23 protein-coding genes and 1 tRNA gene are annotated in these 20675 nt (G+C 70.4%); 13 read left to right on the top strand and 11 right to left on the bottom strand.

Features of this window, described 5'->3' with window-relative positions:
- Position 1 precedes the first annotated feature (1 nt).
- Genes ACT3T9_RS02415 through ACT3T9_RS02385 form a run of 7 tightly spaced genes read left to right on the top strand, consistent with a single transcriptional unit; the run spans position 2 to position 9228 of the window.
- Positions 2-526 (top strand): FHA domain-containing protein FhaB/FipA, encoded by a 525-nt coding sequence (locus tag ACT3T9_RS02415; protein ID WP_299299461.1) that lies wholly within the window; start codon positions 2-4, stop codon positions 524-526.
- Positions 523-1911, top strand: coding sequence for a PP2C family protein-serine/threonine phosphatase (locus ACT3T9_RS02410; protein ID WP_444502336.1), 1389 nt, complete (start codon positions 523-525; stop codon positions 1909-1911). Before ACT3T9_RS02415 ends, ACT3T9_RS02410 begins: the two co-directional genes overlap by 4 nt.
- The gene (locus ACT3T9_RS02405) at positions 1911-3302 is read left to right on the top strand and encodes an FtsW/RodA/SpoVE family cell cycle protein (protein ID WP_444502337.1); all 1392 of its coding nucleotides are present in this window, start codon (positions 1911-1913) and stop codon (positions 3300-3302) included. The genes ACT3T9_RS02410 and ACT3T9_RS02405 overlap by 1 nt, the downstream gene beginning before the upstream one ends.
- Positions 3299-4744, top strand: coding sequence for a peptidoglycan D,D-transpeptidase FtsI family protein (locus tag ACT3T9_RS02400; protein ID WP_444605890.1), 1446 nt, complete (start codon positions 3299-3301; stop codon positions 4742-4744). Before ACT3T9_RS02405 ends, ACT3T9_RS02400 begins: the two co-directional genes overlap by 4 nt.
- Complete coding sequence (locus ACT3T9_RS02395) at positions 4741-6354, top strand: serine/threonine-protein kinase (RefSeq protein WP_444502339.1); 1614 nt, start codon at positions 4741-4743, stop codon at positions 6352-6354. Before ACT3T9_RS02400 ends, ACT3T9_RS02395 begins: the two co-directional genes overlap by 4 nt.
- Positions 6351-8579, top strand: coding sequence for a Stk1 family PASTA domain-containing Ser/Thr kinase (gene pknB / locus ACT3T9_RS02390; protein WP_444502340.1), 2229 nt, complete (start codon positions 6351-6353; stop codon positions 8577-8579). The genes ACT3T9_RS02395 and pknB overlap by 4 nt, the downstream gene beginning before the upstream one ends.
- Positions 8566-9228 carry an aminodeoxychorismate/anthranilate synthase component II gene (locus tag ACT3T9_RS02385; protein ID WP_444502341.1) on the top strand — a complete coding sequence of 221 codons (663 nt, stop codon included), beginning with the start codon at positions 8566-8568 and terminating at the stop codon, positions 9226-9228. The genes pknB and ACT3T9_RS02385 overlap by 14 nt, the downstream gene beginning before the upstream one ends.
- A gap of 136 nt (positions 9229-9364) precedes the next feature.
- Here ACT3T9_RS02385 and ACT3T9_RS02380 read toward each other — a convergent pair whose 3' ends face one another.
- From ACT3T9_RS02380 to ACT3T9_RS02370, 3 genes are read right to left on the bottom strand one after another with little or no spacing between them, the layout of a single operon-like run.
- Positions 9365-9559, bottom strand: coding sequence for a hypothetical protein (locus ACT3T9_RS02380; protein WP_444502342.1), 195 nt, complete (start codon positions 9557-9559; stop codon positions 9365-9367).
- Positions 9559-10401, bottom strand: a complete 843-nt coding sequence (locus tag ACT3T9_RS02375; protein WP_444605889.1) for a class E sortase — start codon at positions 10399-10401, stop codon at positions 9559-9561. The genes ACT3T9_RS02380 and ACT3T9_RS02375 overlap by 1 nt, the downstream gene beginning before the upstream one ends.
- Positions 10398-11213 carry a DUF881 domain-containing protein gene (locus tag ACT3T9_RS02370; RefSeq protein WP_444605888.1) on the bottom strand — a complete coding sequence of 272 codons (816 nt, stop codon included), beginning with the start codon at positions 11211-11213 and terminating at the stop codon, positions 10398-10400. The genes ACT3T9_RS02375 and ACT3T9_RS02370 overlap by 4 nt, the downstream gene beginning before the upstream one ends.
- A gap of 115 nt (positions 11214-11328) precedes the next feature.
- On the opposite strand from ACT3T9_RS02370, the gene ACT3T9_RS02365 reads away from it, so the two are divergent.
- From ACT3T9_RS02365 to ACT3T9_RS02355, 3 genes are all read left to right on the top strand, one after another.
- Positions 11329-11970, top strand: a complete 642-nt coding sequence (locus ACT3T9_RS02365; protein WP_444605887.1) for a cell division protein CrgA — start codon at positions 11329-11331, stop codon at positions 11968-11970.
- A 129-nt stretch (positions 11971-12099) separates the two neighbouring features.
- Positions 12100-13170 (top strand): LppM family (lipo)protein, encoded by a 1071-nt coding sequence (locus ACT3T9_RS02360; protein ID WP_441444983.1) that lies wholly within the window; start codon positions 12100-12102, stop codon positions 13168-13170.
- A 109-nt stretch (positions 13171-13279) separates the two neighbouring features.
- Positions 13280-13352 (top strand) — tRNA-Arg (locus tag ACT3T9_RS02355).
- An 89-nt stretch (positions 13353-13441) separates the two neighbouring features.
- On the opposite strand, the gene ACT3T9_RS02350 is transcribed toward ACT3T9_RS02355, so the two are convergent.
- Complete coding sequence (locus tag ACT3T9_RS02350; protein ID WP_441444984.1) at positions 13442-13822, bottom strand: winged helix-turn-helix transcriptional regulator; 381 nt, start codon at positions 13820-13822, stop codon at positions 13442-13444.
- 93 nt (positions 13823-13915) lie between these two features.
- Between ACT3T9_RS02350 and ACT3T9_RS02345 the strand changes: the two genes are divergently transcribed.
- Entirely contained in the window at positions 13916-14290 is a 375-nt protein-coding gene (locus ACT3T9_RS02345) for an NAD(P)-binding domain-containing protein (RefSeq protein ID WP_441444985.1), read from the top strand.
- Positions 14272-14775 (top strand): imine reductase family protein, encoded by a 504-nt coding sequence (locus tag ACT3T9_RS02340; RefSeq protein ID WP_441444986.1) that lies wholly within the window; start codon positions 14272-14274, stop codon positions 14773-14775. Before ACT3T9_RS02345 ends, ACT3T9_RS02340 begins: the two co-directional genes overlap by 19 nt.
- A 206-nt stretch (positions 14776-14981) precedes the next feature.
- Here ACT3T9_RS02340 and ACT3T9_RS02335 read toward each other — a convergent pair whose 3' ends face one another.
- Both ACT3T9_RS02335 and ACT3T9_RS02330 read right to left on the bottom strand, forming a co-directional pair.
- Positions 14982-15329 carry an ArsR/SmtB family transcription factor gene (locus tag ACT3T9_RS02335; RefSeq protein WP_441444987.1) on the bottom strand — a complete coding sequence of 116 codons (348 nt, stop codon included), beginning with the start codon at positions 15327-15329 and terminating at the stop codon, positions 14982-14984.
- A 35-nt stretch (positions 15330-15364) separates the two neighbouring features.
- Entirely contained in the window at positions 15365-15703 is a 339-nt protein-coding gene (locus tag ACT3T9_RS02330; RefSeq protein WP_444605886.1) for a hypothetical protein, read from the bottom strand.
- 57 nt (positions 15704-15760) lie between these two features.
- Here ACT3T9_RS02330 and ACT3T9_RS02325 point away from each other — a divergent pair, with 57 nt between their 5' ends.
- Positions 15761-16705 (top strand): cation diffusion facilitator family transporter, encoded by a 945-nt coding sequence (locus tag ACT3T9_RS02325; RefSeq protein ID WP_441445021.1) that lies wholly within the window; start codon positions 15761-15763, stop codon positions 16703-16705.
- A gap of 25 nt (positions 16706-16730) precedes the next feature.
- On the opposite strand, the gene ACT3T9_RS02320 is transcribed toward ACT3T9_RS02325, so the two are convergent.
- The 5 genes from ACT3T9_RS02320 to ACT3T9_RS02300 all read right to left on the bottom strand — a co-directional run bounded on the left by ACT3T9_RS02320 (position 16731) and on the right by ACT3T9_RS02300 (position 20664).
- Positions 16731-17279: a GNAT family N-acetyltransferase gene (locus tag ACT3T9_RS02320; protein ID WP_444605885.1), complete on the bottom strand. Its 549-nt coding sequence runs from the start codon at positions 17277-17279 to the stop codon at positions 16731-16733.
- Positions 17276-18487, bottom strand: a complete 1212-nt coding sequence (locus ACT3T9_RS02315) for a Gfo/Idh/MocA family protein (RefSeq protein WP_444605884.1) — start codon at positions 18485-18487, stop codon at positions 17276-17278. Before ACT3T9_RS02315 ends, ACT3T9_RS02320 begins: the two co-directional genes overlap by 4 nt.
- Positions 18477-19241: a ThuA domain-containing protein gene (locus ACT3T9_RS02310; protein WP_441445022.1), complete on the bottom strand. Its 765-nt coding sequence runs from the start codon at positions 19239-19241 to the stop codon at positions 18477-18479. Before ACT3T9_RS02310 ends, ACT3T9_RS02315 begins: the two co-directional genes overlap by 11 nt.
- 416 nt (positions 19242-19657) lie before the next feature.
- Positions 19658-20047, bottom strand: coding sequence for a hypothetical protein (locus ACT3T9_RS02305; protein ID WP_441444990.1), 390 nt, complete (start codon positions 20045-20047; stop codon positions 19658-19660).
- Positions 20044-20664, bottom strand: coding sequence for a histidine phosphatase family protein (locus tag ACT3T9_RS02300; protein WP_441444991.1), 621 nt, complete (start codon positions 20662-20664; stop codon positions 20044-20046). Before ACT3T9_RS02300 ends, ACT3T9_RS02305 begins: the two co-directional genes overlap by 4 nt.
- Positions 20665-20675: the final 11 nt, after the last annotated feature.

Below are 20675 nucleotides of genomic sequence, written 5' to 3'. Positions count from 1 at the left end.
TATGAGTGAACTGACACTGGTCGCCCTGCGCCTGGGCTTCGTGCTCGCGCTGTGGATCTTCGTGATCGTGGTGGTGCTGGTGCTGCGCAACGACCTGTTCGGCACCACCGTGGTCACCCGCTCGAGCCGCGATCCGCGTCGCGAGCAGCGCCCCGCCTCCGGGCCGATCGGTGGCGCCGCCGCCGAGGCCGGCAGCCCACCTCAGCTGCGCACGGACCCCGAGGTCACCCAGGCCGCCATGGTCGTCACCGCCGGCCCTCTGCGCGGCACCTCGTTGACGCTGGGATCCACCCCGATCCTCATCGGTCGTGCCCCCGAATGCACCCTGGTCGTGGATGACGACTACGCCTCCAACCGCCATGCCCGCGTGTTCCAGCGCGAGGGCGAGTGGATGGTGGAGGATCTGGGCTCCACCAACGGCACCCTGGTATCCGGTCGCCGGATCGAGGGCGCCGTGCCCTTCCGGCCCGGGGCCCAGGTGCGGATCGGCCGCACCGAGATCGAACTGAGACGAGGTCCGCGATGAGTATCGCCCTGCGATATGCCGCCCGCTCCGATGTAGGCCTCGTGCGGTCCAACAACCAGGACTCCGGCTACGCCGGCAGCCATCTGCTGGTGGTGGCCGACGGGATGGGCGGCCATGCCGGCGGTGACGTCGCCTCGTCGGTCGCGATCGGCCGCCTCGCCCAGCTGGACTCCGAGACCCCTGCCTCGGACATCGTGGCCACCCTCGAGGAGAGCGTGCTCGCGGCCAATCAGGAGATCCTGCGCCGTGCCCGGGACGAGCCTCAGCTGCGAGGCCTGGGCACCACCATCACCGCCCTGCTGCGCGCGGAGGGCAAGTTCGCCCTCGCCCACATCGGCGACTCCCGCGCCTACCTGCTGCGCGGGGACGAGACCACCCAGATCACCAAGGACCACACCTTCGTGCAGCGGCTGCTCGATGAGGGCCGGCTGACCGAGGACGAGGCCGAGCGGCATCCGCAGCGATCGGTGCTCATGCGGGTCCTCGGCGACGTGGATGCCGATCCCGAGCTGGACCTCTCCCTGCGCCCCGCGCATGCGGGCGATCGCTGGATGCTCTGCTCCGACGGTCTGTCCGGACTGGTGTCGCTGGGCACGATCGACGCGACCCTCAAGGAGATCGAGGATCCCGGGGAGTGCGCCGAGGAGCTGATCCAGCTCGCCCTCAAGGGCGGCGGCCCCGACAACATCACCTGCATCATCGCCGACGTGGTGGATCTCGACGCGCTTCCCCGCGGCGTCGAGGCCCCCTCGACCAGCCCGCAGATCGTCGGCTCCGCGGCCCGCAACCGCCACGCCCCGACGACGGCCTCCGGGCCCGCCGCGAAGGCCGCCGCCCTGACCCGGGAGGAGCCCGAGGTTCCCTATGAGGACGAGGACTTCTCCGCGGAGGAGCCGCCGCGCCGCAGCCCCTGGCCCGCGCTGGTGGCCCTGATGCTGCTGATCGCCCTGCTCGGCGGGCTGCTCTGGGCGGGCTACGCCTGGTCCCAGCGACAGTTCTATGTCGGCACCGACGGCACCCACGTGGTGCTCTATCAGGGGATCTCGCAGGATCTGGGACCGATCTCGCTGTCCGATCCGATCGAGGTCACCGACATCGAGCTCGAGGCTCTGCCTCAGGTCACCCGGCAGCAGGTGGAGAACACGATCAACGCCTCCGATCGTCCCTCCGCCGATCAGATCATCGATCGGCTCGAGCAGGCCGCCATCGCGAACCAGCCGCCGCCCGCCGTCTCCCCCGCCCCCTCGGACGGCGGTGGCGCCTCCGACGCCGGCGGTGCCTCGGATGCGGGCGGCCTCGAGGAGGACGCCGCCGAGGACATGGAGCCCCTGCCCTCCCGTTCCGACCGCACCATCCCGCCGCCCGATGAGGGCGAGGAGACGTAGTGGCCACGATCGTCTCGTACACCGCTCGTCCGCGGCGCCTCACCCAGGGGCTGCTGCTGCTCTCCGCAGTGGTCATCGGGGTGGGCGCCTATGCACTGGTGGGCCTCGGCCGTTATGACGCACTGCCCGAGAACCTCACCCAGGTGGGGATCGGCGCCGCTGTGCTCGCGCTCGCCCTGCAGATCGCGGTGATGTGGCGCGCACCGTACGCCGACCCCGTGATCCTGCCGATCGTGGTACTGCTGAATCTGCTGGGCATCGCGATGATCGAGAGCATCCACGCGGCGAACCAGATCTACGGGATCCGCAGCTCGGGCAGCGCGGATCGGCAGATGCTGTGGGCGGTGCTCGGTGCGGCGCTCTGCATCGCGCTGCTGGTGCTGCTGAGGGATCACCGTCGCCTGCGCCGCTACACCTGGATCAGCGCCGTGGTCGGCGCGGTGCTGCTGCTGCTGCCGCTGGCCCCGGTGATCGGCTCTGCCCGCAACGGCTCGAAGATCTGGATCTCCATCGCGGGCTACAGCTTCCAGCCCGCAGAGCTCGCCAAGATCGCCTTCGCCATCTTCTTCGCCGGCTACCTGGTCTCCCGGCGCGACACCCTTGCGCTCGCGGGGCCGAAGGTGCTGGGCATCCAGCTCCCCCGCTGGTCGGACTTCGGCCCGATCCTGGTGGCTTGGGGCTTCGCGATGGCGGTGCTGGTGTTCCAGACCGACCTGGGCACCTCGCTGATGTTCTTCGGCCTGTTCGTGGTGATGCTCTACGTGGCCACGGACAGGCTCAGCTGGCTGGTGATCGGGGCGGTGATGTTCCTGCCCCCCGCGGTCTTCGCCGCCACCCAGATGGGGCATGTGCGCACCCGCATCACCTGCTGGCTGGATCCGCTCTCGAGCGCGAACTACGCCTCCTGCGAGCAGATCAGCCAGGGCCTGTTCGGCCTCGCCAACGGCGGGATCACCGGCGCCGGCCTCGGCGAGGGGCGGCCCGACGTGGTGCCCCATGCGGAGTCCGACTTCATCTTCGCCTCCTTCGCGGAGGAGCTCGGCATGGTCGGGGCCTTCGCCCTGCTGCTGCTCTACCTGCTGCTGGTGCAGCGCGCGATCCGCGCCGCCGTCGGCATCTCCGACGGCTTCGGCACCCTGCTGGCCGGCGGTCTCGGCTTCGTGATGGCCCTGCAGGTGTTCGTGGTCGTCGGCGGTGTCACCCGGGTGATCCCGCTGACCGGCCTGACCCTGCCCTTCCTCGCCGCCGGTGGCAGCTCGCTGGTGTGCAACTGGATCATCGCCGGGATCCTGGTGCGGCTGTCCGATGCCGCTCGTCGGCCCGCCGCCCGGCAGATCTCGGGCTCCACCGCGCCCGCACCGCCGCGTGCGGGTCAGGAGGTGGGCGCATGAACAAGCCGCTGCGCCACGTCTGGCTGGTGACCGGGGTGCTGTTCATCCTCCTGTTCACCTCCACCACCTACTTCCAGGTGGTCGCCCAGGGACGGCTGAATGCTCACGGTCAGAACGACCGCACCCTGTACAACGAGTACGGGCGGCATCGCGGCCCGATCGTGGTGGACGGGAACGCGATCGCGAGCTCCCGCGAGTCCGGGGACACCTACGGCTACCTCCGCAGCTACGACCCCGCCGAGATCTATGCCCCGGTGACCGGCTACTACTCCGTGGTCTACGGCTTCACGGGCATCGAGCGCTCCCTGAACGACACCCTCTCCGGAGAGGCCGACGCGCTGTTCTACCATCGCATCTCCGCGATCCTCTCGGGCGAGCAGGGGCAGGGCGCGAGCGTCGAGCTCACCCTCGACAGCGCAGCCCAGGTAGCCGCCTGGAACGCCCTGGACGGGCGCCGCGGCGCGGTGGTGGCGCTGGATCCGGAGACCGGCGCGGTGCTCGCGATGGTCTCCGCGCCCAGCTTCGACCCCAACCTGCTCGCCTCGCATGACACCGCTGCGGTGAGCCGCGCCTGGACCGAGCTGAACGACGACCCTGAGCGGCCGCTGACCAACCGCGCCATCGGCGGCGACCTCTACCCGCCGGGCTCCGCGTTCAAGCTGGTCGTGGCCTCTGCTGCGCTCGAGTCCGGTCAGTACACGGCCGAGACCGAGATCCCCGGCCCCGGCACCTACCAGCTGCCGAACTCCTCGGCGGTGATGAACAACCGCGCGTCCGGGGGCACCGAGCCGTGCGGCCCGGACGACGTCTCCACCCTGGCCGACGCGCTGCGCCAGTCCTGCAACACCTCCTTCGCCCTGCTCGGGCAGGAGGTCGGCGAGGACCAGCTGCGCGAGACCGCCGCGGACTTCGGCTTCGGGCAGCGGCTCGAGATCCCGCTGTCGGTCACCCCGTCGACGATCGGGGAAGAGCTCGACGCGGCGCAGCTGGCCACCACCTCGATCGGGCAGTACGAGACCCGGGTGACGCCGCTGCAGATGGCGATGGTCGCCGGGGCCTTCGCGAACGACGGCGTGGTGATGGAGCCGCAGCTGGTGCAGGCGGTGCGCACGGGCGACCTCTCCACCGTCGCCGAGCTCAGCCCGAAGGAGCTGGGCCAGCCGCTGACCGCCGCCAATGCCGCGCAGATGCGGCAGATGATGGTGGGGGTGGTCGAGGACGGCACCGGCTCGGCCGCCGCGATCGACGGCGTCGAGGTGGGCGGGAAGACCGGCACCGCGGAATGGGGCGAGGATCGTGCCCCCCATTCCTGGTACGTGGGATATGGCCAGCAGGGCGACCAGAAGATCGCAGTGGTGGTCCTGGTCGAGGAGGGCGGATACGGCTCGCGCACAGCGGCGCCGATCGCCAAGAACGTGATGGAAGCGGTGATCCAGCCATGAGGACCAACCCAGGGCTCGTGCTCGAAGGGCGCTACGAACTGACATCGCTGATCGCCACCGGCGGGATGGGACAGGTCTGGAAGGGACGCGACCAGGAGCTCGACCGCGAGGTCGCGATCAAGGTCCTGCGCGAGGAGTACGCGGGGGACGAGGGCTTCCTCAAGCGGTTCCGTGCCGAGGCCCGCCACACCGCCGCGCTCTCGCATGACGGCATCGCCGCGCTCTACGACTACGGCGAGCTCGACGGCCGCGCCTACATCGTGATGGAGCTGTGCCCCGGCAGACCGCTGTCGGACCTCATCGAGGAGAATCCCGGCGGGCTGCCGGAGAAGCGGGTCCTCACCCTGCTCATCGAGCTCGCCCGGGCACTGGACGCCGCCCACTCCAAGGGCGTCGTGCACCGCGATGTGAAGCCCGAGAACGTGCTGGTCGACGAGAAGAACGACTGGTCCATGAAGATCACCGACTTCGGCATCGCCCGCAGCAAGGACCAGGCGCGGCTGACGAAGACCGGGCTGGTGATGGGCACCGCCCAGTACCTCTCCCCCGAGCAGGCGATGGGCAAGCAGGCCACCTCGCTCTCGGACATCTATGCGCTGGGCATCGTGGGCTACGAGATGCTCGTGGGACATCGTCCCTTCACCGGATCCAGCCAGGTCGAGATCGCGATGGCACAGGTCAAGCAGCAGCCGCCGGAGCTGCCCGCGGCGATCTCCGCAGATCTGCGCCGCCTGGTGATGATGATGCTGGCCAAGGCCCCCGCGAACCGTCCCCGCTCGGCGGCGGCGGTGGCGCGGATCCTCGAGGCGATCCAGCGCGGCGTCGAGCCGCGCTTCTCCACCGGCGCGATCCCGGTGACCCGGGTCGAGGACCATGACTGGACCGGGGAGAACCGCGTCCGTCCCCGCAGCAGCACCGGCCGCGACAGCTCTGCGAGCTCGCCCGCTGCGGGCTCGCCCTCCGCGAACTCGCCGTCCACGGGCTCGCCGTCTGCCGACGGTCCCCGCCACGGGACCTCGCCCACCGGCACCCGTACCGCCGCGATGCCGCTGCCGCTCTCCGGTCGCCGGGGCATCCGTCACCGCTCCGCCGCGTCGGGCCCCTCCGCGCTGTCCGCGGCCTCGGCCGGCCCCGCCCCGCGGCGGTCCGCGGCATCAGCCCGCTCCGCGGCGTCACCCGCGCCCGCTCCCCGCTCGGCGCAGGCGCAGGCAGCGACCGAGCGCTCCTCCCCGCCAGCGGACGCCGCAGGCCCGGGGACCCACGGCACGGACCGGGCCTTCGGGGTCGGCGCCTTCGACGATGTGGACACCGCAGCCTCCTCCCGGACGGTCCACGGCACCTCCACCACCGGCCGGAAGTTCGCCGGCATGTCCTTGCCCGGACTCGTGCTGCTGCTCCTGGTGATCGTCGCGATCATCGCTGCCGTGCTGGGCGGGCTGGGCATGCTCCCCTTCACCGCCGCAGACACCGGGGCCGGAGCAGGGACGGGGACCTGGGCGGCGATGGCCGGCGTGGAGATGGCTCACCTCGGGGAAGGTGACACCGCGTCAACAACTACGATGGTCGAATCGGTCGGTGTCGACCACGGCACGAGGACGGGTGTGGAGTGAGCGAAGAAAACGTGGTCCTGGGCGGCAGGTACCGCCTGGGCAAGATCCTCGGAACCGGGGGCATGGCCGAGGTGTTCATCGCAGAGGACACCCGCCTGCACCGCACGGTGGCCGTCAAGGTGCTGCGCTCGGACCTGGCCCGTGACGCGAACTTCCAGGAGAGGTTCCGGCGGGAGGCCCACAGCGCCGCGTCCCTGAACCATCCCTCGATCGTCGCTGTCTATGACACCGGCGAAGAGCAGCAGACCACCATCACCGGGGCGGACGTCACCATCCCGTACATCGTGATGGAGTACGTGCACGGCGATACCCTGCGCGAGCACATCAAGCCCGAGCATCCGATGGATGCCCACCAGGCCGGCGAAATCATGGCCGCGCTGCTGAGCGCGCTGGAGTACTCGCACCGGGCCGGGATCGTGCATCGCGACATCAAGCCCGGCAACATCATGATCAACGAGGCCGGCGCGGTGAAGGTCATGGACTTCGGGATCGCGCGCGCGATCGCGGATGCGACCAGCGCGATGACCGCGACCCAGGCGGTGATGGGCACCGCCCAGTACCTCTCCCCCGAGCAGGCGCGCGGCCAGCTGGTCGATGCCCGCTCCGACATCTACTCCGCCGCCTGCGTGATGTTCGAGATGCTCACCGGGCGCCCGCCGTTCACCGGCGACACCCCGGTCTCGATCGCCTACCAGCACGTGCGCGAGGAGCCGCTGGCCCCGTCGGCCTACAACCCGGCGATCACGCCCGCACTGGACGCGGTGATCCTCACGGGCCTGGCCAAGGACCGCGAGGAGCGCTACCCCAGCGCGGTCGCCTTCTCCCGTGACATCGCCACCGTGGTCGCGGGCCGGGCCCCGACCCTGGTCGGCGGCGCGGTGCCGCGCAGCAGCGATGCCGAGGCCACCACCGTGCTCAGCCCGCTCGACGACGCCACCGAGGCGCTGCCCGCGATCACCGGTGCCGGCGCAGGGATCGGCGCCGCCGGACTGGGGGCCGCCGGCGCAGGTGCCGCCGGGATCGGCGACACCGCCGGCCTGCGCGCCCAGAACTGGAGCGGCGGCTCCGCGCCGAGCCCCGCCACCGGCCCGCTCGCACTGCGCACGGCCGACGAGGTCGAGGAGCAGGAGAAGCACAAGAAGCCCTGGTGGCTGATCATCCTGGTGATCGTGGCCGTGCTCGCGCTGGCCGGTGCCGCGATCGCGATCTTCCAGCCCTTCGGCGAGCGCGGCCCGGACCTGGTCCCGGTGCCGGGGGTCGTCGGCGAGACCGACGAATCTGCCGGCGCCATCCTGCGCGACGTCGGGCTCGAGCCCGAGTTCACCACCGTGGAGTCGCAGGACGTGGAGGCCGGTCTCGTCATCGAGACCACTCCGGCCGAGGGCGAGGAGGTCGAGGCCGGTGCGACGGTCGCGGTGACGGTCTCTGCCGGGCCCGAGTCGGTGCAGGTGCCGGACGGGCTCCAGAACATGACCCGCGATCAGGCTCAAGAGGCGCTCGAGGCGGCGGGGCTCACGATGACCGAGGGGGAGGAGGAGAACGTCCCGCAGGAGCAGGGCACCGTCTCCAGCACGACCCCGCAGAGCGGCGCCACCGTGGAGAGGGGCTCCTCCGTGGAGGTGCGCTTCGCCTCCGGCAATGTCCAGATACCTGATGTCGAGGGCACGCAGATCGCGAAGGCGACGGAAACCCTCGAGGCGCGCGGCTTCACCGTGCCCGAGCCCTCGGAGCGCGAGGACGCGGAGGCCGAGCCGGGCACCGTGCTCTCCCAGACCCCCGCCGCGGACAGCGGCCTGGTGCCCTACGGCTCGAGCGTGGACCTCGTGATCGCGGCGGCGCCCGGACCGGTGACCGTTCCCAACGTCACCGGGCAGCCCCTCGCCTCCGCGCAGCAGACCCTGGGCGAGGCCGGCTTCGGCATCGAGCCCTCCACCGAGTTCTCCGCCTCCGTGCCGGAGGGACAGGTGATCCGCACCGAGCCCGGCGCGAACGAGCAGGCCGACCGCGGGTCGACGATCAAGGTCGTGGTCTCCTCCGGCCCGGAGCCGACCCCGGACCCGACCACCGCCCCCACGGAGGAGCCCACCGAGACTCCCTCGGAGACCCCGAGCACGACGCCCACGGAGGAGCCCACCGAGGATCCCGATGACGGGGACGACGGCGCACAGGGCAACAACGGTCGCGGGAACGGCAACGGGAAGGGCAACGGCAATGGGAACGGCTGAGAAGCGCACCACTCGGATCCTGGTGGTCGACAACTACGACAGCTTCGTCTACACCATCGTCGGGTACCTCGAGCAGATGGGCGCCGAGACGGTCGTGGTGCGCAATGACGAGGTGCCGCTGACCGCCGACGGCGCAGTGGACCTGGACGGCGTCGACGGAGTGCTCATCTCCCCCGGCCCCGGCACCCCGAGCACCGCCGGACGCTCGCTCGACGTGATCGGAGCCTGTGCCGCACGGATGGTGCCGATGCTCGGGGTGTGCCTGGGACACCAGGCGCTCGGGCAGTTCTTCGGCGCCACCGTGGACCACGCCCCGCAGCTCATGCACGGGCGCACCAGCGAGCTCACCCACCAGGGCACGAGCGTCTTCGCCGGGGTCCCCTCCCCGATGATCGCGACCCGCTACCACTCCCTCACCGTGGTGCCGGAGACGATCCCCGCCGAGCTCGAGGTCACGGCCCGCACGGCCGACGGCATGGTGATGGGCCTGGCGCATCGGGAGCTGCCCCTGCACGGGGTGCAGTTCCACCCGGAGTCGGTGCTCACCGAGAACGGGCATCTGATGCTCGCCCGCTTCCTCGAGCTCTGCGACGGCATCGACGCCGTCGAGCGCTCCGCGGGCCTCGAGCCCCTCATGACCGCGGGCTGAGCCGGTCTCGTCCCGGCCAGCGAACCCCCTGCGCCAGCACCAGCACGAACCCCAGCCTCAGGCACCTGCGCGACCTTCGGGGACCAGGGGGACCAGCGTGAGCACGCGGCGCCCGTGCGAACACCCGAGGCATGGCTCAGGACGCGTGCGGGGCCGTGCCGTTCCCGCGCTGCAGCGCGCCGACCAGGCCGTCGTTGAAGGGCATGTACGGCGCGATCGCCGGGAACACCCAGCCGAACAGCGCCACGATGAGCGCCGCCAGCAGCACCACGGTGAGCAGGATCCTCGCCCACAGCGGTCCGGGCAGGTGACGGAACAGCCAGCCGTACATCAGCTCTCCTCCTCGGTGCCCGCAGGGATTCTCCCCGCCAGCACGTTCCCCGCAGGAATGCCGCCGGGAGCCCCGCCGCTCGAGGCGGCGCCGTCGGATGCTCCGCCGTCGGATCCCCCAGCCCCCGTCGCGAGGGCCTCGGGGATCCCGTCGGCCCGGTCGGTCCAGTACGCGAACTCGGCGTGGACGATGTACCGCTCCCGTGCGGAGTACATCGGGTGGCAGGCGGTCAGCGTGAGCATCTGCTGTGTGGGCTCGACCCCGGGCTGTCCGGGGGCTGGCGCGATCACCTCGGTGTCCTGTGGCTGCACGATCAGCGACTCGGTCACCTCGTACACGTAGAAGGCGTCGGCCGTCTCGACGACGATGGCGTTCCCGGGCTCGAGCCGGGCGATGTCCTCGAAGACTCGGCCGTAGGTGTTGCGGTGGCCGGCCACCGAGAAGTTGCCCACCTCGCCCGGTAGGGCGGTCTCCGGATAGTGCCCGGCGCCCTTGACGTTCAGCACCTGCTCGAGGCTCACGCCCTCGGCGAGCGGGAAGGCCGGACGGTCGAAGGCGGGCACGTGCATCTTGCCCCAGACCATGGTGTCGGCGGGCGTCTCGGGCACCGGTGGGGGGCCGTCCTGCCGGGGCGCGATCTGCTCGGAGTCGACCTCGCCCCACTCCTGCTCGAGACCGTCGATGATGCCGGCCTGCTCGCGATCGGCGACCACGTCCGTCCACCACAGCTGCCAGACCAGGAACAGCAGCAGCAGCACACCGACCGTGAGCAGCAACTCACCGACAACGCCGACGATGCCCCCGAGACCTCCGCCGCGGCGTCGTCGGTGGGAGGGGGTCATCGGATCACCTGCGCGTCGACGGTGAGGGAGCCCTGGAAGGCGGGCAGGGTGGTGGTCTCGAGGTCCTCGACCTTCTCTCCCAGGCCCACATGCTCCACCCACTCGCGGTACACCTGGACGCCGGGGGCCTGCTCGAGCGCGGTGGTCATCTCGTCCACCGGGCCGATCACGGTGATCACGAAGGGCGGCGAATACACCCGGCCCTCGAGCAGGAGCGTGTTGCCGGCGCAGCGGAAGGCGCTGCCGTTGATCACCCGCTGGTCCTGCAGCATCATCGCCTCGGCCCCGCCTGCCCAGAGGGCGTTGATGTAGGACTCGAGATCCTGCTGATGGACCACGAGGTCGTTGGGTTCGGTGCCGGGGATCGCGCCCAGCGCGCCGCTCGGGGCGTCCGTGAGGGTGATCTGGAGCCCCGGGCCGCTGACTTCGCTGAGGCCGACGGCATCAGCCATCTGCGCTGTGCGCTCGACGGTCTCCGCGCCGGCGCTGCGGCCGCGCAGCTGTTCGACCTCGGCCCGCTTCTCGGATGTCTCCTGCGTGAGCTGCTCGATATCGCGGCCACGCTCCTGGAGCACCCCGACCACGTCGCTGCTCTCGTCACGGATGGACCCGCCGCCGGAGAGTCGGGCGGTGGTGGCGAACAGCACCCCGCACAGCACCATCACCACTGCCACGCCGACGCGGCCACGAGAGCCGCCCACGGGGCGCGCGGAGGGTCGCTCGGACGGCTGCTCAGGGGGCTGCCCGGAGGGTCGCTCAGAGGGTTGCTCGGAGGGTTGCTCAGAAGCCGGGTTCACACCCTCTGCATCCATCGCCCCTCCTCACTTCGCACCCTCGCTCGACGAGCATTACCCTAGGCCAAGGTCCGCACCTGTGGACCGGCGCGGCACGCCCGCGATCATCGCCGCCTCGAGGGAGCACCGTCACATGGCCAGGAGCAGGAAGAAGTCGTCCGCTCGGACGACATCGAACGCGAAGGCCGAGGCCGCGTCGACGTCACCCGCGATCACCGCGGAGGATCTCGCGGCAACCAGCGCCGACGACGCGACCGAGACGAGCGCGATGGGCTCTGCGACCAAGGACACCACGGCGAAGGGCGCTTCGTCGAGCGGCTCGCCCGCTCTGGGCTCGACGACGTCGAAGGACTCCAAGACGTCCACGGAAAAAAATTCGAACGATGCGAAGGACGCGAAGGACGCGGCACCCTCACGTCGCTCTGCGAAGGATCCGGTCTCGAAGGGAGCGAAGCGCTCCGGGGGCAAGGATCCGGTCAAGGCCAAGGGCGGCGAGGTCACCGAGAAGGCCAAGGACTCCACCCGTGCCACCTCGGTGAAGAAGGCCGCTGCTGCGGAGAGCTCCCGCACCACCGGCCGCCGGGTCGCCGTGGCGACGCAGAACCCCGCCTGGCTCGCTCCCACCGCTGTGGTGTTCTTGATCCTGGGCCTGCTCTACCTGGTCACCTATTACATCTCCTCAGGTCAGCTCCCCCTGCCGATCGGCGACTGGAACCTCGCGGTGGGCTTCGGCGTGCTGATGGTGGGCGGCGGCATGCTGATGTTCTGGAAGTAGTCACCGGATGACCAGCGCGATGGGGAGTTCTCCCCACCGCGCAGACGCCCCTGCCCGGGTACCCTGAGCGCAACGTGCACAGCCACCGACGCCGTGCGCGGTTCCAGCGAACCACCCGATGGGGGCCCCATGTCCAGCAGCATCTCGATACGGCGCAAGATCGTCGCCGTCCTCCTCCTGCCATTCCTCATGGTGCTCGCCGGGTGCGGGAAGTTCCACGCAGACTTCGACATCCAGGACGTCGACACGATCAACGTCAACTACGACTTCGCGATGGATGAGGAGTTCGCCGAGGGCCTCTACAGCTCCGCCGACGAGTTCTGCACGACTTTCGAGGACAGATACACCGTGGCCGGGGAGACGGCGCCCAGCGCCGAGCCCTACGAGGAGAACGGTCAGCTCGGGTGCCGCATCACGGGCACCATGACCAGTGAGAACTTCGGGGGCGGCTTCTCCCTCACTGAGGCCGACGGCGAGTACCACCTGGTGATCGATGGCAGCGAGAGCGTGGGGCAGGACCTGAACTCCCCCGAGATGGAGGGCTTCGAGATCGACTTCCGGATGACCTTCACCTTCCCCGGCAAGATCCTTGAGTCTCAGGGTGGCCAGGTCGACGGCAACTCCGTGACCTTCACCGATCTGAACGAGCTGGCGGCGGGGATCGACATCCGCGCCGACGCCAGCGGGTTCCCCTGGGTGATCGTCGTGATCGTGGTGCTCGTGCTCGGGTTCTTCCTCCTGCTGCTGCTGGCGGCGATCGCCTTCTTCGTGATCCGTGCGCGCAGGAACAAGGGCGGCGGCTCCGGCGGCTCCGGCATGCCCGTCGGCTACGGAGCAGCCCCCTCGGGCGCAGCGGCCGGCACCATGCCCCCTGCGGCGCCGCAAGGCGGTCAGCAGTGGGGGCAGCAGCCGGGTGGCCAGCAGGGCGGTCAGCCTGACGGCCAGCAGTGGGGCCAAGCATCCCCGCCGCCCGCACCGCCGCAGCCCGGCGGTCAGCAGGGCGGTCAGCAGGGCGGCCAGCAGTGGGGCCAAGCATCCCCTCCGCCCGCACCGCCGCAGCCCGGCGGTCAGCAGGGCGGTCAGCAGTGGGGCCAAGCATCCCCTCCGCCGGCTCCGCGGCAGGGTGGTCAGCAGGGCGGTCAGCAGTGGGGCCAGCAGCCCGGTAAGGGGCAGCAGCCTCCGCAGAATCCGAGCTGGTGAGCTCTCGCCGGTGAGCGGTCCGGAGGCCGTGTGAGCAGGGTCATGGCCTCCGGATTGGCGCCGATCTGCAGGGCGCGCTAGAGTTTGTCAGGTCGGTTTGGTCCGACAAGCGCCCGTAGCTTAACGGATAGAGCATCTGACTACGGATCAGAAGGTTGGGGGTTCGAATCCCTCCGGGCGCACCGCAGAACGAAGCCCCTCATGGCACCGAAAGGTGTGGTGAGGGGCTTCTTCGTGAGGCTCGTGCACTCGGCGCTGTCAGGAGTCGCTGTCAGGAGTCGGTCGCCGCTGGCGCGTGGGTCTGCAGCGACTCCCTGTCGATCCGGCCCAGCCCCCACTCCCCCAGCGCGCCGAGCGCGGCGTTGAGGTCACGACCGTCATCGGTCAGCGAGTACTCGACGCGGGGTGGGACCTCCGCGTACACCTCGCGGTGGAGCAGCCCGTCCTCCTCCATCTCCCGCAGATGCTGGGTCAGCATCTTCTCGCTCACCCCGGCCAGTCCGCGACGCAGTTGAGCGAACCTTCGCACCTCGTGGGCGTCCAGCTCCCACAGGATCAGGCCCTTCCGTTTGCCGCTGACCACGTCCATCGCCGCATCGATGCCGCAGATGTACGGTCCACGACGTGGCCTCCTCGATGACGCTGCAGGCATGAGCACCCTCTCCACGACACGTACCGATGAGTGAGTACCCCAGTAAATAGTGGGTACTTCCCGAAGTCCAGGGCGCTCCGGAGCATGGGAGTCATGTCGACTCCTTCTCTCACCCTGCTCGACCTCGGCGCGATGGGCCACGCGCTGGCCACTACCGCACTCGATACCGGACACCCGCTCACCGTCTGGAACCGCACCCCGAGTCGCGCCGGGGCACTCACCCGACGAGGCGCCGTGGAGGCCGCCACCGTCGAAGAGGCACTGACCACCACGGACCTGACCGTTGTGTGCCTGTACGACCATGCCTCCGTCCACCACGTCCTCGACACCGCAGCAGCCGCCCTGACCGGCCGCACGCTGATCAACCTGACCACCACGACGCCGGAGGAGGCCCGCGAACCGCCACCTGGGCGGCCGCACACGGTGCGAGGTATCTGGACGGCGCCATCATGGCTGCTCCCTCCATGATCGGCTCCCCGGACTCCGTCATCCTCTACAGCGGCTCCTCTGACGCCTTCGAGGCACATCGGAGCATTCTGGAGTCCTGGGCCACCAGCACCTTTGAGGGCGCTGACGCAGGGCTCGCCTCCCTGTGGGACCTGGCCATGCTCTCGGGGATGTACTCCATGTTCGCCGGCTTCCTGCACGGCGTCGCCATGCTGCAATCGGCCTCGATCCCGGCGGGCACCTACGCCCGGCGCGCCGCGCCGTTCCTGGCGGCCATGACCGAGCTCCTGGGGCATTCCACCGAACATCTCGACGAGCGCGACTACAGCCGGCCTCTTCAGAGCCTGGAATGGACCACGACGCTGCTGGGCACGATCGAGCGAGCCAGCCTCGAACAGGGCATCGCCCCTGCCCCGACAGCGCTGGTGCAGCGACTCGTGCGCGACCAGATCGACGCCGGCCACGGCGAGGAGGACTTCGACAGGATCATCGAATCCCTGCGGTGAACGGCCTCGGGGGCCGATGGGCAGCGGGCGTCAACGATGCGCTGAACCCAGACACCTCCGGGCGCACTGTGAAAAGAGCCCCTCGCGGCACCGAAAGGTGCGGTGAGGGGCTTCTTCGTGTCCGCCGCGCACTCATGCTCGCCGCGCGCGGATCACCGGGCGGCGGTGGCCCGCCACTCCGCCGGAGGTCACTGCTCAGCAGCCCCTCAGTATCCGTGAGGGTCATCCCCTGCCGCCGCTCCGGTGACGTGCTCGGCGTGCGAGAGCGTCTCCGTGAGCAGCCGGCGCACATGAGAGTCCGAGGCGCGATAGAAGGCGAAGGTGCCCTCCTTGCGGCTCTGCACCAGGCCGGCCAGTCGCAGCTTGGACAGATGCTGACTCACCGCGGCGGGCGCCGCACCGATCGCCTCCGCGAGCGCGTTCACACTGCGCTCCTGCTGGAAGAGCGCCCAGAGGATCTTCACCCGGGTGGGGTCGGCGAGCATCCGGAAGGTGTCGGCGGCGACCTGGGCATGCTCGTCGTCAGGGACCAGATGGACGGGCGCGGGATGCATTCCGCCATCGTACGCAGATCTTGCTATCCGCATGTCTACGCAGATAGATTGATGTCGTGTCCCCACTCCCCGCACCTGATCACTCGCACGGCCCTCATCCCGCGCCGCAGCATGACCACCCGCACCCGCACCCGCACCCGCACCCGCACCCGCACCCGCACCCGCACCCGCACGATGATGGCCACGAGCACGGGCACGAGCACAGGCACGACCACGACCACGACCACGACCACGACCACGACCACGACCACGACCACGACCACGACCACGATGATGGCCACGGCCACGGGCACGGCGATGAACACGGCCACCACGACGGTGCCGGGATCTGGTCGCGCCTGCGCCACGCCCTGACCCCGCACAGCCACGATCACGGCGAGGCGATCCGCACCGCCGAGGAATCCAGCGCGATCGGCATCCGAGCGGCCTGGGTGAGCCTCGCCGGCATGGGGGCGACCGCACTGCTGCAGATCGCCATCGTCGCCCTCAGCGGCTCGGTTGCCCTGCTCGCCGACACCCTCCACAACCTCGGCCATCTCGCCACCACGATCCCGCTGATCATCGCGTTCCGCCTGGGACTGCGCGCCCCCACCCGTCGCTACAGCTACGGCTTCCGGCGCGCTGAGGACCTGGTGGGGCTCCTGATCGGAGCGGTGATCGCGCTGTCAGCGGGCCTGATCGTGTGGGAGTCAGTACGGGCGCTCACCTCCTCTCGGGATATGACCCATCTGGGGTGGGTGCTCGCCGCCGCCCTGATCGGTGCGGCCGGGAACGAGCTGGTCGCGAGATACCGGATCCGTGCCGGCCGGAAGATCGGGTCGGCCGCGCTCATCGCCGAGGGACAGCACGCACGCACTGATGCGCTCACCTCACTGGCAGTCGTGATCGGCGTGATCGGAGCCTGGCTGGGGCTCGCCTGGATCGACCCCATCATCGGCCTGGTCATCTCTGTGATGGTGGTGCTGGTGCTGATCAGCTCGATGCGCACCGTGATCCACCGCCTGATGGACGGCGTCGAGCCCGGCACCTTGGACCGGATCGAGGCAGCCGCCGCGGTCCCCGGCGTGCTCAATGTGCGCGACGCCCGGGCCCGCTGGATCGGGCATCGCCTCGAGGCGGAGGTCACCGTGGAGGTCGACCCGACCCTCAGCGTCGGCCGCTCACGGCTGCTCGCGGACGCGATCGAGCGGCAGCTGCACCAGGCGCTGCCCCACCTGGACCGTGCCGGGGTGCGGGTCACGGCGGGCGTCGGTCAGTCGGGTGCCGATCAGTCGCGCACCGATCATCCGGATGCCGATCAGTCGGGCACGGGGCAGTCGGGCACGGGGCAGTCGGGCACGGGGCAGTCGGGCACAGGGCGGCCGACGAGGCACTGACCGGGCAGCCGCCCGTCACGGCCGTTCAGAGGACCAGGTCGTCCCAGACGAACGTGGTCGTCTCCCCGGTCTCCCAGTCGCGTCGCAGGATGCTGTAGGCGACCGAGGCGAGCGGCGTCCCGCCATCCACCGGCCAGCCCTCCCGGTAGTGCGCCTCCTTGACCCAGCCGCCGCGGTGGAAGGTCTTGCGCATCGCGATGTTGTCCTCGCGGGTCTGCCCCTCGAAGCGATTCACGCTCGGCATGGTGCGGAAGACGTGGTCGGCCACGGCGCGCAGGATCTGGAGGCCGAGGCCGCGTCCGCGGAACGGGGTGTCCAGGCGGAGGTCGAACAGCGGGTCTTCGTCGCTCAGATCCTCCAGGCGCAGGAAGCCGATGCGTCCCAGCTCTCCGTGATCGATCCAGAACGAGTCGTTGTCCTCATCCCGGTAGGCGCCTTTGCTGATCAGGCCCTCGATATCGGCGGCCCGCGGGCGGGTGCGCACATGGAACGGGAACTCGTTCCGCGTCATGAAATCGACGAGGGCGTCATGATCTGCGCCGACGGGGTCCAGACGCGCGAAGGTGATGTTCATGCGCTGAGCACCTCGCGCACGGAGGTCCAGGACTGCATCAGCTCCCGGGCCGCGGGATCCGTCTCCGCCGTGATCGCCTCGACGCGCGCCTGTTCGAGCAGCACGTCGATCTCGACTCGCTGTCCGCTCTCCACGGAGGCCACCGCGGCCTCGACCATCGCGAAGCTCAGCAGGTTCTCGCGCACCTCGCACATCGGGGTGCGACCCTCGCGCAGGGCGCTGACGAACTCCACGAGCGACGCTGCGATCTGGTCCGGCTCCGGGGCGTCCTCCGCTGCGACCTCCGCCTGCAGGCGGGCGGTGGTCTCCTCGTCCTCGGTGCCCAGCACCGGAGCTCCGGTGCCGTCCCAGGTGGCGGAGCCGTGCTGGGCGGCGATCCGCCACTCGCTGTTCCACCAGGTCGGCAGGCCCCGGGCGTTCCAGGTGCCGTGATAGGCGAAGAGGGATCCATCGGTCATCTCGAAGGTCGCGCTCACCGTCGCGTCGTGCGAGTAGACGCTCCAGTCGGGCCGGGCACCGCGCGCCGTGACCGCCACCGGATCGGCACCGGTGATGTAGCGGGCCGTGTCGAAGGCGTGGATGCCCATGTCCCGCAGCAGCGGATGGTGCTGGGTGCGTCGGAACCCGTCGTGCTCGACGAACAGCGAGAAGAACGCGCTGGTCATCACCGTCGGCCCATGAGCAGCGACGAAGCTGCGCAGCTGCCGCACCTGGCGGAAGAACCGCCGGGACTGGGAGACCATGAACGGCACCCCGGTCAGCTCGGTGTGCGCGACCAGGCTCAGCGCCTCGGAGAGGGTCTCGGTGACGGGCTTCTCGCCGAGGACCGGGATCCCGGCGTGCAGCGCCTTCACGGTCACCGGGTGGTGCGCGAGCGGCACGGTCGGGTTCACCAGCAGGTCGGCACCGACCTCGAGGGCGAGGTCGACGCCGTCGGCCCCGGTGGCGACGCTCGCGGGGTCGGCGACCCCGGACTGCTCGATCACCCGCTGCGGCGCGCCCTCGACCAGATCGGCGACGCCCACCAGCTCGGCGACCCCGCTGGCGACGATCTCCCGCGCCCACCAGCTGCCCATCCCGCCGGCGCCGACGACCACCACGCGGGCGGGACGGTCCGCAGGCAGGAGTGGGAAGCCGGTGCGCTCGACGGCGGGCGCCGGGGCGCCGGAGGTGTCGGTCAGCGTGCGGGCGGAGTGCTCAGATGACACGCGGGACCTCACCGCCGCGGAACCAGTCGCGCGGGGCGTTCGCGATCTTCACCGGTGCCGCCTCGCGCTCCTCGGGGCGGGCCCAGACCACGGCGTTGGCGAGCACGCGCTGGATCTCTGCCTGGTGGTAGACCGGATACTCCTGGTCGCCGGGGCTGAAGTAGAAGACCTTCCCCTTGCCGCGGCGGAAGGCGGCACCGGAGCGGAACACCTCTCCCCCGGCGAAGGAGGAGACGAAGACCAGCTCGTCGGGGGCGGGGATGTCGAACATCTCGCCGTACATCTCCTGCGCGGGGATGACGATCGGATGGGGGACGCCGCGGGCGATCGGGTGGGAGCCGTTGACGGTCCACACCCGTTCCTCCTCCCCCTCGTTGCGCCACAGCAGGTTGCAGGTGGTGCCCATCAGCGCCTTGAACGGCTTGGAGTAGTGAGCGGAGTGCAACGGGATCAGGCCCATGCCCTCGTGGACGCGGCGCACCACCCGCTCGGAGATCTCGTCAGGCACATCCTCGTGCGCCATGTGGCCCCACCAGGTGAGCACGTCGGTCTCGGCGAGCGCCTCCTCGGAGAGGGACTCCTCGATGTCATCGAGCAGGGCGATCCGCACCTCGGCCTCGATCCCGTCGGCCGCGAGCAGGGAGCGCAGAGCCTCCGCGATCACGGTGTGCATCCCGTCGGGATAGATCTCCTGCACCGTGGGGTCGACCTTCTCGTGCCGGTTCTCACCGAAGACGGCGATGCGCAGTGCCATGGGGTTCTTCATCCTGTCGCTGAGGGTTCGCGGGCCGTCTCGGAAGACGCTGGAACCATCGTAGAGGCGCGCCCGCACCGCCCGGGACCCGCTGCGGAGGAACCGTGTCTCTGCGCCTGCGGAGGCCTGGTCGGCCCGCTGGCCTCGGGAACCGTGACCGGGATGTGATCTGTTTCTCATCCGGGACGGCTATGGTCGAACACAGGCTCCTTCAATGGCGAAGGGGCCTGCACTTCTCGGGGCAGCCAGACCTGCCCCGAGGCCGTCACAGGGGCACTGTGCCCCGGACATGCCGGGCCGATGCCTCCTTCGGGACTCAGCACCATCGGCCCGGCGCGCCACCGGCGCGGCGCACTGTCAGTCCGACGCACCCTCGCCCCGGCCCACCCTCAGCCCGGCGCCGACCGACGGGCCGGTCAGAACTTGCGCACCTGCACGAGCCGTCCGTCGGCCCCGAGCTGCTGCTCGAGAGCGGTCAGCGTCTCCAGGTGCACGCGGGAGGCGCGGGCCCGCCCGGAGGCTCCGCCGAGCGCACGGCCGGCGGACTCGCCCCACACGTATCGGATCTCGGTGACGCCGGGGCCCTCTCGCAGCTCGATCGGTGCGGTGAGGTGGAACTTCCGACCGGCGAAAGCGCCGAGGAGCACGCTGCGGCGTCGGCTGCCCCGCTCGTAGTCGATGCGACCGGGACTGCGCTCCTGAGCGCTCCAGCCGCGCCCGAGGAAGAACTGGTCGAGGGCAGTGCGTGCCGAGCGCACGTCGCCGCGCACCGTGAGCGCCGCTCCGCCGGGGAACTGCACGGTCATGATCGGCTCTTCTCCCTGGCGGGCACGTCACTGGCAGGCATGCCTCTCGCGGGCCCGAGCAGTCGCAGCTCGGCATTGCCGAGATGCGACTGCTCGCGGTGGTCATGGGGATCTGCCCCGGCTGCGAGCGTGAGCGCGATCTGCAGCACGTCGCCGTGGGCGACCAGCACCACCGGCGCGTCGGGGGTGAGCTCGTCAGCCTCGCGCAGCACCGCGAGCACGCGCGCAGCGACCGCCGCGACCTGCTCGACCCCGTCCTGATGGGTGCCGCGATCGCGATCGATGCCCCACACCTGCTCATAGGCGTCGGCTGGACCCTCGTCGTGATCGCCGAAGCTGCGCTCACGCAGGCGCTGATCGATCCGCGGCGCGGCGGCGCCGAGACCGGCGGCGAACTCCTCAGCCGTCTGGAGAGCGCGTGCGAAGTCGCTCGAGATCACCAGCGTCTCCGGTCCCAGGCCCCGCGCGGCGCCGTCCCGGGCGGCCTCGCGGGCCTGGGCACGACCGCGCGCGGTCAGCCCCACCTCGGTGAGCGCGCGCGGCCCGGGGACCGACACGATCAAGCCCTCCACGTTCGCGGTGGACTCGCCGTGGCGGAGCACCCAGAGCTGGTTCATCAGCGCTCCCG

It is taken from the genome of Brachybacterium sp. AOP29-B2-41, assembly GCF_052378395.1.
GTDB lineage: Bacteria > Actinomycetota > Actinomycetes > Actinomycetales > Dermabacteraceae > Brachybacterium.
Note: the sequence above shows the minus strand (reverse complement) of the source record. Positions and strands in the feature narration are given on the sequence as shown.